We start from the raw sequence: 12755 nt of genomic DNA on the forward strand, positions 1-12755 counted from the left end.
GGACGGGGCTTTTCTAGAAAAGCCCCGTCCCCTTTTAAGCTTTACGGTTATTATACCACATCTCGCCGATACGCAAAATATAAAATGAAAGCATAATCTTTGTGCGGTTCTCATTATTTAAAATATCATACCCCAGTATTTCTTTGATAGCATTCAATTTGTAAGTCAGTGTATTCTTATGGCAGTATAATTCCTGTGCTGTGCAGACTGTGCTGCACTCATTCTCAAAATATGCCTGCAGGATTGCCACATAATCTGTCTGATGTTCTCTGTCATACTGGAGCAGACTGCCCAGTGTCTCGTCCACAAATTTCGTATATAATGTCGGTTCTTTAAAGTCAGTCAGTATTTTGTAAATGCCAAGCTCATTATATACAAGATAATTCTTCGGAATTGCTGTCTTCGTAAGCTGATATGCAATCTGTGCAGATTCAAAGGATCGGTGGATCTCATTTAATTTGTTCACCGTAATTCCAATTCCTGCATAAATATTCTCATCATTTTCACACATATCCCCCACACATTCCTTCACCCACGCCTCAAAATGACCGGCTACCAGAACTGTAAGAATACCCTGTTCTTTGTAAATAATACTCTTCTTCATAGAATAACGGATATCGCGCTCCAGATCTTCCAGAATACTATTGCCTTTATCCGTATCATAAGTGTGACAACTGATACGGATAACAATATAAGAATAATCTTCAAAAAAGCCATTGCGTTCCAGATGATTCTGATACATATCCTGACTGTCCGGATAATAAATTGCATTTTTCAGTGCATTTACCAGATTCGTCTCAATCTGCTCATTCTTCAGCAAAATTTCCGAGAAAAGCCGCATAATATCGATATAAGGCGTGTCCCATGACGCTGAAAACAACGGAAGTTTCTTCTCATTACAATAATCTACAATCTCCTGCGGAAATCCCATTCCATCATGCATTCCCACAATCAGTCCCCCCGCATTTTTTTCACAGAGACAATCGATAAATTTCTTCAGCCATTCATTGGATTCATAATTAAGTCCCGAATTAAACAGTAGTTCATTTCCATGCAGAAATTGTGTAAATTCAATATCCTCTACCATATGTATCCAGCTGATTCTTTTTTCAAAGCAGCTCTGCGTACAAAGCCTGATATTGTACTCTGGAATCAGCTGTACGTATAATTTTTCCAGTTCTACGGCCATAAAACATCTCCTTTTTTGAAATTATTGTATCATTTTTGTGATCAGAGCACAATTTATATCTGTTTTTCTGTTTACAAAACCTATGTTAAATCTGGATAATTCATGTTATATTGTCATTGAAGCACAAAGCTATTGATAGCATCCCCGAAATTTGTGCTCCATATTTGAACTTCAGATTATTGAATATTAATAAAAGCCGAAGTATTTCCACTTCGGCTTTTATTAATTATCTAAAAGAACGCTTTTAGCGTCAAGAGGGGCTTATTTTACTGCCTCAAATGCTGCATCTAATGCTGCAATCAAATCTTCTACTTTTTCAATTCCGATAGAAAGACGGATTGTGTTTGGTTTAATTCCCTGATCTAACAGTTCTTCCTCTGTGCACTGGCTGTGTGTTGTTGTTGCCGGATGGATTACAAGAGATTTTACATCTGCAACATTTGCAAGCAGTGAGAAAATGGACAGGTGATCAATGAAATCCTGCGCCGTCTTGGCATCTCCTTTAATCTCAAATGTAAAGATAGATCCACCACCGTTCGGTAAATATTTCTTATATAATTCGTGGCTCGGCTCACTCTCAAGAGACGGATGATGTACTGCCTCTACCTGTGGGTGATTTGCCAGGTAATCTACGATTTTCAGCGCGTTGCTTACGTGACGTTCTACACGAAGTGATAATGTCTCTAATCCCTGAAGGAATAAGAATGCATGGAATGGAGAAAGTGTTGCTCCTGTATCACGTAAGATAATTGCACGAATGTATGTAACGAAAGCTGCCGGTGCAGTTGCATCTGCAAATGAAATTCCGTGGTAGCTTGGGTTCGGATCAGAGATCCATGGGAATTTTCCACTTGCTTTCCAGTCGAAGTTTCCTCCTTCAATGATGACACCACCGATTGCTGTTCCGTGTCCACCGATGAATTTTGTTGCTGAATGTACAACGATGTCTGCGCCATATTCAAATGGACGGATCAGATATGGTGTTGCAAATGTTGAATCTACAACCAATGGAATATTGTGTTTGTGTGCAATTTTTGCAATCTCTTCCAGATCAACTAAATTAGAGTTCGGATTTCCTAATGTCTCAACAAAGATTGCTTTTGTATTTTCCTGGATTGCTGCTTCAAATGAACCTTCAACTTCCGGATCAACGAATGTTGTTGTTACACCGTTTGTAAGTGGAAGTGTATGTGCCAGAAGGTTATATGTTCCTCCGTAAATAGTCTTAGATGCTACGATATGCTCACCTGTTTTTGCAAGTGCCTGGAATGTATAATCGATTGCTGCTGCTCCGGATGCAACTGCAAGTGCTGCAGAACCACCTTCCAATGAAGCAATACGCTGTTCAAATACATCTTCTGTCGGATTTGTAAGTCTTCCGTAAATATTTCCTGCATCGCGAAGTCCAAATCTGTCAGCTGCATGCTGTGAGTTATGGAATACATAAGATGATGATGCATAAATCGGAACTGCTCTTGCGTCCGTTGCCGGATCAGCCTGCTCCTGTCCAATGTGTAACTGTCTTGTTTCAAATCCCCAGTTTTTTGAATCCTTAATATCTGCCATAATTTTGTCCCTCCATATTACGCTTACTGCGTTTCCTTAATTTGCCCTTTTTTGTTGTGTTTCTTTGTTTCTGTAAACAGACTAACATGGTAGGTAATTCTTGTCTAATACATAAGAAAAATATCCAGTTATAGGATGAAGCTATAACTCAGGGAACAAAAAACAAAACAGACTATCACTTTATTTTCTTAAAATGACAGTCTGCTTTTCTTAGAGGGTGTTTATTTTATTTTTCCTTATTTCTTAATCATGCATCCGTTTTTCTACCAGTCTGCACCAAATCTGTACACCATATTCCAGTGCCTTTGTATCAATCACAACATTTGGATTATGGAATCCCGGAACTGCATCCGCTCCCAGTCCCATATAAGTCGTTTTGCAATGCAGCTTCTGTGTATAGTAATGGAAATCTTCTCCACCTGAATTTTTGAAGATTCCAATTGAACCATGTTCGCCAAATACATCCAGAATTGTTTCTTCTGCAAGTTTAATCATATCATCATCAAATTCTGCTGCCGGAACTCCACTGTTAAATGTTAATGTCGCTTCTGCTCCGACTGCTTCGCATGCTTTTGTCACAGCTCTGACAACCAGTTCTTTCATATGTTCAATCTCTTCATTGCTCTCTGAACGAAGATCCAACGCCATAAATGCTTCTTCAGGGATATTATTATATGTTTCTCCCGGAATTTTAACATTTGTCACTTTTACAGAACTCGGGATTGCCGGATTTACACGGATCATATTAACAGCCTGTGTAGACAGCGACAGTGCATCTGCTACGTTGACACCAAGATGTGGTTTTGAACCATGCGCAGTTTTTCCTTTGATAGAAAAATGCATAATACAGCTTGCATTATGATACATTGCCGGTATTGCCTTTCCCAGTCTGCAATCCTGTTTCGGGCGCAAATGCATGCCAACCATTTCCTCAACATCATTCAGTACTCCTGATTCAATCACTTTTAAAGCACCAAACAATTTTTCTTCTGCCGGCTGAAATAAAATTTTCAGTCTTCCTGCCTTCACCAGTCCTCTGTTCTTAATTTCTCTTGCAGCAACCAACAGCATAGAAATGTGTCCATCATGTCCACATGCATGAATAATTTTGCGTTCTCCATTGATAATAAATTCCAGCGCATCTATATCTGCTCTTAACGCCAGTACAGGTCCCGGTTTACCAGAATCAATCGTCACAAGAATACCTGTTCCTGCAATTCCCGAAACAATATCTTCATCCCTGAATCCACATTTCTTTAATTCACTCAGAATAAATGCAGATGTCTTATACTCTTCAAATCCCAGTTCTGGAATTGTATGTAAATAATCATAAACCTCATGTACATAAGTGATATAATCTTTCTGTTCTGCCATTGTTCTTTCTCCTTTCTGCTACATTATTTTAAACAATAAAATAATTCATGATCAACATTGCAATAATTCCATTTACAGTTGCAATCGTAAACATATGAGGATAGTATTTCGTATCCAGTTCAGCTGTTCCAAGCATACGTCCCATGAACTGCACCTGTGCTCCGGAAAGCAATAATGCCGGAAGCATAATTGCAACCTGTGCACTTGTCATCTGTCCAGCCGTAAAAAGTCCGGCGATAACACCTGCGGCTCCTCCCATAGATACAAAAATTGCCATCCATGCTGTTGCAGCAACACCCGGGAGTCCAAAGATTCCCATGATCGGTGTAAATACTTTTCCGATAATTTCCATTAATCCGGTCAGATTTAAGATTGAAATCACAGCAAATCCAAAAATAATATTCGGAACCATAGAATTTGTACCGATCTTAAATCCATTTCTCGCTCCGCCTACAAATGCGTCAATAATATTTCCCTTCTTCTCTGTCTTTGCTTCCATATGTTTATGCCTCCTCTTTCTTATCCATTTTGTTTACCCAGAAACGCATTGCATTTGCACCCACAAATTTCAACACAATAATCAATACCAGCGGTTTCCAGATTGCCAGGTCTCCAATAAATGGGAATAATGCGGCTCCTGATGCAAAAAAGTTTGTAATTACAGACGCTCCTGAAAACTGGAACGCACAGAAAATCGCTTTTTCTTTCTCTGTGATATAACCATTATCACTTAATTCTTTTGTCATAGCTGCTGCAGCATCTGTTGACTGAATACTTGTAATCAATGTAAGTCCGGCACTTCCCGGAAGTCCCATCAGTGGTTTTAACAACGGGCTGAGTAATTTCTGTGCTGCTTTCATTCCATCCAGATGTTCAATGATCTTTACCATACCAAGTGCAAACATAACTGACGGCAATAATGTAAGTGCATATAACCATCCGTCCTTCGGTCCGGATCCTCCGACTCCACGGAAGTTTTCCGCCAGCGTACCCGATCCTTTTGTTAATTCTCCAAGCGTTCCAAAACTTCCCATTACATTATTGAAATCTAATGCTTTAAGCGCTCCTGGTGCTTTCTGAAATAATCCTGAGAAAAACAGAATACCTACCAGTAATGCAATATAACCATACCATTTTACCTGTACCTGTTCTTCTGCTCCCTTTCTCTTTTCCTTTGTTTCTGTTGCCATTCCTTTTCTCCTCCTTTATGACTGATATATTTATATAGAGCAAAAACCGTGCCAACTTTCTTCCTGCTTTATTTCGCGTTTTTTCTCTATTTTTTCTTTTCTTCAAGTATTTTTTAGGATATAATTGGATAAAACAGGATATTATCCATTATATTCAAAGAAGGATGGGAATTCAATGAAGAAAAAGCTGATTTTAATTACCTACGATTTATTAAATGCCATGCATTACCGCCAGGAACTTTTAGATTTTTTTGGTGGATTATTCGAACTGGAAACACATACAATTACAGATGAAATCGGCGAACACCTGAAAGCCGATGCTGTTCTTGCTCTTTCTCCGATTAATAATGAAGAAATACTTAAACATTTTGACGATGAACCAATTATTATTCATGGCGTAAAAGCAATTTCAAATACTGGTTATAAAAAGCTCATGAATATCGTACCCGGAACAAAAGTCCTGTTAATGACTACAAACCGTACTTCTGCGTTTGATATGGCTGCTTATCTTTATCAACTGGGAATCAATCATATTGATTTCGTTCCATCTTATCCGGACAATCCGGAAACTTACAGTGTTGATATTGCGGTCACTCCGGGACAGATGCGTTTTATCCCATCATATATCACAAAAGTTATCGACATTGGATGGCGTCTGATTTCAGCAGACACATTAATGTCTGTGATGGTTGCTCTGGAAATCAAAACGAACTCTCTGCTTGAGAAATTGTATCAGACATCGAAAGAAATTTTGAACAGCGACTTTTCACACGCACCGTTGGATCTCTATTCAAACACGAAAGACCTGTTAACTCTGACGATCAACCTGATCGATGATGGTCTGCTCTTTTTAAACACAAGTGACCATCCGGCTTTTGTCAATCAGGCTTTTTTGTCTATGATGAATTTGAACGAACAGACTATTGACACCCGGGAACTGATCCGTTATCTTCCAATGGAAGTCCGGGAACTGATTATGGATCCGTCAGAACGGGATAATTATATTTTTAAATTAGAAAAACAAGAAAAAATATATACATTTTCCAAGCATATATTTTCACTTTACAAAGATACAAAAGGATTCTTAATTATCTTAAAAGATGCAAAAAAAATCGAATCTCTTGAACATGAGATCCGTAAAAAATCAATCCATAAAAATGCTGCTGCCAAATATCAGTTTTCTGATATTATCTGTAAAAGCAGTGTTATGAAAGACTGTATCCAACGAGCCAAACGAATGGCTCTTACAGATTTTCCGATTCTTATCAACGGAGAAAGCGGAACCGGGAAAGAACTGTTCGCCCAGTCTGTGCACCAGTATTCTGCACGCAGTGCTCATCCGTTTATCGCACTCAACTGTGCCTCCCTTTCAAATGAATTACTGGAAAGTGAACTTTTTGGTTATGAAGAGGGTGCCTTTACCGGTGCAAAACGCGGTGGTAAAAAAGGCTTATTTGAACTTGCGCAAAACGGAACCATATTTCTCGACGAAATTGGCGAAATGCCTGTCATTCTGCAAGCGAAGCTCCTTCGTGTTCTGCAGGAACAGGAAATCCGAAAGCTCGGAAGCAGCACGACGATTCCGATCAATGTGCGGATCATCACAGCAACAAACCGAAACCTTCCGGACATGATCGAACAGGGACTCTTCCGTCTGGATCTGTATTACCGTATCAGTATGTTTACACTCGTGATTCCGCCACTCAGAGAACGTATCGATGATATCCTGCCATTGTCCGAACATTTTTTGAAAAGTTTTAAAATCCATCATTCTATCACGCCTGCGCTACAGGAGCTTTTGCTGTCTTATTCATGGAAGGGAAATATCCGCGAATTACAAAACTGTATTGAATATATGGCATACATGGGTTCCAGAGCTTTAACACCGGATGATCTTCCACCTGGATACAACAAAAAAATAATTACAACCTCCCAGACAGATCTCATACATTCACAAAAGGATTCACCTATTTCCAATTCTTCTGTGGAATTTTCCGATTTGTTTTCCAGAGAAGAAACTTTATGTCAGCGCATTCTGTCTCTTCTCTACCAACAGCCAATGGGGCGGATGAAAATATTAAAAGAACTAAATTATGACTATACCGAACATGAGATAAAAAAAGCTTTTGAATATTTACATGAAAAAAACTGGATTAAAAGTTCCAGGGGACGCGGCGGAACATCACTGACTTCCGCCGGAGTACAGCAATTCCGACTGGCTACTCAATCCGCAGATACTTTTTAATCTCTTCTATATAATGCTCGCCCATGCGGCTTAAAATAGAGTTTTTCCTTGTGACATACCCGATCTCCATCTCACTATTCGGGTTCATTTCATCATCTTTAAATGGAACTGCGCGGTACTCATCACCGTTCAGTTCCTCACAGATGATGCCGGAGCACAGCGTATAGCCATTCAATCCGATCATCAGATTCAGCATCGTTGCACGATCATTTGCCTTGATGATCTGCGGATATTCATTCGTAGACAGGATTTCTTCTGCAAGATAAAATGCACTGTCATCTCCCTGTTCAAATGCAAGGCACGGATATTTGCCAAGCTGCTCAAAAGAAATAGATTCTTCATTTGCCAGCGGATGTCCTTTCCACAAATATACATATGCCTGGCAAATGGTCAGATGATGAAATTCCAGTCCCGCGGAGTGAAATAATTTTGTCATAGATTTACGATTGAAATCTGACAGATAGAGAACGCCGACTTCGCTCTTCATCGTACTGACATCCTGAATGACTTCTTTGGTCTGCGTCTCCCGGATTGCAAATTCATACTGTGACATATCATAAGCTTTTGCCATATCTACAAACGCTTTTACAGCGAAAGAATAATGCTGTGTGGAGACACCAAATTTTTTCTTATAGCTGCCGCCACCGCTGTATTTTTCCATCACTGTTTCATATTGTCCATAAATCTGCTTCGCATATAATAAAAATTCAGTTCCGTCATTCGTCAGCGTAACTCCACGTCCGCTTCGGTAAAATAATGTAATTCCAAGCTCTTTCTCCAGTTCTTTTACTGCACTGGTCAGCGACGGCTGAGAGACAAACAGCTGCTCCGCTGCTTTATTCAGGGATTTAGTCTGTGCAATTGTAATAATATAATGAAGTTGTGTTAATGTCATAATCTTTTATCCTCATATTGTGGCAAGTCACTAAGCCATTTTTATTCTGGACTCCACCGCTATATTCGCAAATCCGCACGTCACTACGTGCTCTTTCGCTGCTTCGCAGCTCTTTTTGCTCATATCGGGGCGGCGACTCTATTTTTCTGTTTCCTATATATAAACACCTTACGGATTGCTCCGTGCTATGCACTTCCACAATCCTGCACAATATTCGGATATCGCAGGGCGACACCCTGCTTTTTTCCTCATATTGTGGCAAGTCACTAAGCCATTTTTATTCTGGACTCCTCCGCTATATTCGCAAATCCGCACGTCACTACGTGCTCTTTCGCTGCTTCGCAGCTCTTTTTGCTCATATCGGGGCGGTGACTCTATTTTTCTGTTTCCTATATATAAACACCTTACGGATTGCTCCGTGCTATGCACTTCCACAATCCTGCACAATATTCGGATATCGCAGGGCTACACCCTGCTTTTATCCTCATATTGTGGCAAGTCACTAAGCCATAAAACCACTCTCGTGCAAGCACATCGTGGTTTCAGGCTTGTGACTCTGGTGTTTATATATAGTACATCTCCGCTGAATATGCAGTAATCTCTTCTGTCTTTTCCACTAATCCTTTTAAGGTCAGTCCCTGCAGCAGTTGATTGGTCTGCTCATTGACCGGATTGATAATACATCTCTGAATCACCTGTGCAGTCGGCAGTTCGGACACTTCTTCATCCAGTTCATAGCTTCCGTCCATCGCTTCAACTACATCAGATATGCGAATTTCCTCCGGTAATTTTCCAAGCAGATATCCGCCCTGTGGACCTTTGATACTTTTTACAAATCCTGCTTTTCTGAGCGCAGTAAATATCTGCTCCAAATATTTGACGGAAATATCATTCCTCTCCGACACATCCTTTAACTGTACACATTCCGTTTTTGCATATATCCCCAGATCTATTAACGCCTGTATGCCATAGCGGCTTCTTTTCGAAAATTTCATATTACCCCAATCCTTTATCTTTTATTTTTAACTGGCAAAATACAGAGTAAACATTTTAGGCTTACTCTGTATTTCTACTCATGGTATCTACTTTATGATTATGCCTGTCCGGCGAATGTTTTACTCACTTTTACAGGCATTTCCGCTCAGCAAATGTTTTACTCACTTCGCAGGTTATTTACTCTGTAAATAATGGTGTTGAATAATATCTGTCACCTGTATCTGGCAGTAATGCTACGATTGTCTTGCCTTTATTCTCTGGTTTCTTCGCATATTCGATTGCTGCATGAAGTGCTGCTCCTGAAGAAATACCTACCAGTACGCCTTCTTTCTTGGCAAGCAGTTTTGCTGCTGCAAATGCATCTTCATTTTCTGCTTTATAAATCTCATCGTATACAGATGTATTGAGTACGTCCGGTACAAATCCGGCACCGATTCCCTGAATCTTATGTGCTCCGCTCTTTCCTTCAGATAATACCGGTGAAGAAGCTGGCTCTAATGCTACGATCTTCACTTCCGGTTTCTGCTCTTTCAGATATTCACCGGTTCCTGTCAGTGTTCCTCCGGTTCCGACACCTGCGATAAAGATGTCAACTTCACCATCTGTATCTTTCCAGATCTCCGGTCCTGTTGTTGCTTTGTGCACAGCAGGGTTTGCAGGATTTACAAACTGTCCCGGAATGAAGCTGTTCGGAATCTCTTTTGCAAGCTCTTCGGCCTTGGCAATTGCTCCTTTCATTCCTTTCGCGCCCTCTGTCAGCACTAACTCTGCACCGTATGCTTTCAGAATATTTCTTCTCTCAACGCTCATTGTCTCAGGCATTGTAAGAATGATACGATATCCTTTGGCTGCTGCGATGGATGCAAGTCCGATTCCTGTATTACCAGATGTTGGCTCAATAATCACAGAACCTTCCTTTAACTGTCCTTTGCTCTCTGCATCTTCGATCATTGCCTTTGCGATTCTGTCTTTTACACTTCCTGCCGGGTTGAAATACTCTAATTTTACAAGTACTTTTGCTTCCAGACCTAATTCTTTCTCAATATTTGTTACTTCTACAAGTGGTGTGTTTCCAATTAATCCTAATGTTCCTTTATAAATATTTGCCATTTTAAATCCCTCTTTCTATTTATCTGTAACCGTTCTACGTTTTTCTTCTATGATGCCAGGGGCAAAAGCCTAAAACTATGATGTGCTTGCACACGAATGGTTTTATGGCATCTTCCTGTATAAAATATGCGATGATACTTCATCTTAAAACTGTGGGCAGCAACATCGGCTGCAACACCTTGCCACACAGCACAATTGATAAACTAACATTCGCCAGTGTTTTCTCACTGCACTACAGTTTCTGATCATTTTGTTCATCTCCTTATCTCTTCTTCATGTAAAGTATACTATCACTATAAACCTACTATGTCAATAGGTTTTATTTAAAAAAAGAAGCGATACACTCATATGTGCACCGCTCTTATTTTATAAACACTTATTTACTCTGCTCTTTCGCTTTCATTCTTTCTTTTTTAAACACTCTTGAAAGAAAGTAAACAAATCCACCAACATATCCTACAATTGTAATTACCATCATAATAATTGCATCCATCGTCATAACACATACCTTCTTTCTATTATTTTGCGATCTCGTCTTCTTTCATCTCGCCTTTTGCAGTTTTACTATTGAAGAATTTGGAAAGTGCAATACCTACAACAATAACAACTGCAAACTGAAGTAATACTGTTCCCGTATTATCCTGTATAATAAATGGATTCAGCCATGTATTCGGGAACCATTCTTTTGTCTGAAGAAGCCAGTAACCAACCATTCCTACTACTAAAACAGGAATAATATACATACATGCAGTATAGTATGCTTTTGGTAAATGTACGTCTGCGCCTTTTGCATTGACTTCTTCTGTACGCAATTTTTCTACTCCATATTTCCATGCAAGCACTGCAATAAATGCACCACTTACTAAAAGTCCAATTCCCCATACCCAGTCCTGATTATCGATGTTGATTAATGACCAGCATGAGAAACATCCTACAAGGAATCCTGCAAAGCAAACACCAACAACTGCTTTCTTACGGGATACGCCAAGGTCAACTACACATTTGACACCGACCTCGATCATTGAGAACAGTGATGTAATAGCTGCAATTGCAAGCAGTCCGAAGAAAATAAATGAAATAAATCTTCCACCCGGAATTGTTGTAAATAACTGATAAATATAAATAAATGTAAGTCCGAAGTTACCCTGGCTAAGTGCCTCATTTGCTGCTTCCGGTGTTGCAGAAAGTGCACAGATTGCAGGAATTACTACAAGTGCTGAAAGGATGGCTCCAAGGTTATCACCAAGTCCCATGATCAGACAGCTTGTCGGAACGTCTTCATCTTTTCCAACATAGTTTGCATATGTAATAATGAATCCCCATCCGGCGCCGGTACTCCATGCTGCCTGAATAAAAGCCTGGATCCATGTATTCGGACTGAGAAGATATTCTTTCTTAATTGTAAAAAGATACTGCAGTCCCTGACTTGCTCCATTTAATGTAACTGCGTAAATTGCAAGTCCGACAAGAATGACAAATAATGACGGGATCGCTACTTTACAGAATCGCTCGATACCACCGGCAATTCCCTGATAAACGATAAAACATGCAACTGCAAATCCGATTGCGTGGAATAAAATAACCTGCCATTTAGAATCTGTAAATGCTGTCCACATTGCTGATGTAGTCTCGGTTGTCAGATTCGCTTTAAATGTGGTAACTGAATTTACCGCGTATTTCATACAATATCCCTGAAGTACACAATAATAACTCATCAGGAAAAAACAAACTGCTGCCACGAAAAATCCCATCCATGTATATTTCTTTCCACCAACATTACGGAAAGAACCGATACATCCAAGCCGGGTCTTCTTACCAATTGCCATCTCCGTTGAGAGAAGCGGTACTGCAAAAATCAGCATTGCGATCGTCCAGGCTAAAATAAATGCTCCTCCACCATTCGCCGCACATACTCGTGGGAATCTCCAGACATTTCCAGTACCAATACACATACCTAAAGCGGCTGCAATGTAACCTATGGTACTAAACTTTTCTTGTTTCTGTTCCATAATTAAACCTCCGTCCGAATACTACACTCGTCAGAAGCTCTAATTTCTTTCCTACCACCTGTTTCTTTCGCAACCGTAAAACTTCCGTGTGTATTCTAATTTTTCTTTCTAATCAGTATTTTTTGTAGATAATTACAGTTTTTTCTGATTTATCCGATTTATCCGAATTTTCTAATCACTG

Annotated in this window: 11 protein-coding genes; 1 reads left to right on the plus strand and 10 read right to left on the minus strand. The window is 39.8% G+C overall.

What is annotated here, in order from left to right:
• Positions 1 to 34: 34 nt before the first annotated feature.
• The 5 genes from DW125_RS09360 to DW125_RS09380 form a co-directional block, all read right to left on the minus strand.
• Positions 35 to 1189 (minus strand): PucR family transcriptional regulator, encoded by a 1155-nt coding sequence (locus DW125_RS09360; protein WP_021860556.1) that lies wholly within the window; start codon positions 1187 to 1189, stop codon positions 35 to 37.
• A 261-nt stretch (positions 1190 to 1450) separates the two neighbouring features.
• Entirely contained in the window at positions 1451 to 2755 is a 1305-nt protein-coding gene (locus tag DW125_RS09365) for an O-acetylhomoserine aminocarboxypropyltransferase/cysteine synthase family protein (protein WP_021860555.1), read from the minus strand.
• A 243-nt stretch (positions 2756 to 2998) separates the two neighbouring features.
• The gene (locus DW125_RS09370; RefSeq protein ID WP_021860554.1) at positions 2999 to 4129 is read right to left on the minus strand and encodes a M20 peptidase aminoacylase family protein; all 1131 of its coding nucleotides are present in this window, start codon (positions 4127 to 4129) and stop codon (positions 2999 to 3001) included.
• Positions 4130 to 4157: 28 nt separating this feature from the next.
• Entirely contained in the window at positions 4158 to 4628 is a 471-nt protein-coding gene (locus DW125_RS09375) for a YjiG family protein (RefSeq protein ID WP_021860553.1), read from the minus strand.
• A gap of 4 nt (positions 4629 to 4632) precedes the next feature.
• Positions 4633 to 5319: a nucleoside recognition domain-containing protein gene (locus DW125_RS09380; RefSeq protein ID WP_021860552.1), complete on the minus strand. Its 687-nt coding sequence runs from the start codon at positions 5317 to 5319 to the stop codon at positions 4633 to 4635.
• A 175-nt stretch (positions 5320 to 5494) separates the two neighbouring features.
• On the opposite strand from DW125_RS09380, the gene DW125_RS09385 reads away from it, so the two are divergent.
• Complete coding sequence (locus tag DW125_RS09385) at positions 5495 to 7564, plus strand: sigma-54 interaction domain-containing protein (protein ID WP_242992945.1); 2070 nt, start codon at positions 5495 to 5497, stop codon at positions 7562 to 7564.
• Here DW125_RS09385 and DW125_RS09390 read toward each other — a convergent pair.
• The 5 genes from DW125_RS09390 to DW125_RS09410 form a co-directional block, all read right to left on the minus strand.
• The gene (locus DW125_RS09390; protein WP_117537956.1) at positions 7539 to 8459 is read right to left on the minus strand and encodes a LysR family transcriptional regulator; all 921 of its coding nucleotides are present in this window, start codon (positions 8457 to 8459) and stop codon (positions 7539 to 7541) included. The two genes, DW125_RS09385 and DW125_RS09390, sit on opposite strands and share 26 nt — an antisense overlap.
• A gap of 563 nt (positions 8460 to 9022) precedes the next feature.
• Positions 9023 to 9454 (minus strand): RrF2 family transcriptional regulator, encoded by a 432-nt coding sequence (locus DW125_RS09395; RefSeq protein ID WP_117537957.1) that lies wholly within the window; start codon positions 9452 to 9454, stop codon positions 9023 to 9025.
• Between the two features lie 178 nt (positions 9455 to 9632).
• Positions 9633 to 10565 (minus strand): cysteine synthase A, encoded by a 933-nt coding sequence (cysK, locus tag DW125_RS09400; RefSeq protein ID WP_117537958.1) that lies wholly within the window; start codon positions 10563 to 10565, stop codon positions 9633 to 9635.
• A gap of 376 nt (positions 10566 to 10941) precedes the next feature.
• The gene (locus DW125_RS09405; protein WP_021860547.1) at positions 10942 to 11064 is read right to left on the minus strand and encodes a MetS family NSS transporter small subunit; all 123 of its coding nucleotides are present in this window, start codon (positions 11062 to 11064) and stop codon (positions 10942 to 10944) included.
• 19 nt (positions 11065 to 11083) lie between these two features.
• A complete protein-coding gene (locus DW125_RS09410; RefSeq protein ID WP_117537959.1) occupies positions 11084 to 12574 on the minus strand; it encodes a sodium-dependent transporter in 1491 nt (496 codons plus the stop codon).
• Positions 12575 to 12755: the final 181 nt, after the last annotated feature.

The sequence above is a fragment of the Dorea sp. AM10-31 genome, from assembly GCF_003435815.1.
GTDB classification, from domain to species: Bacteria; Bacillota; Clostridia; order Lachnospirales; family Lachnospiraceae; genus Dorea_D; species Dorea_D hominis.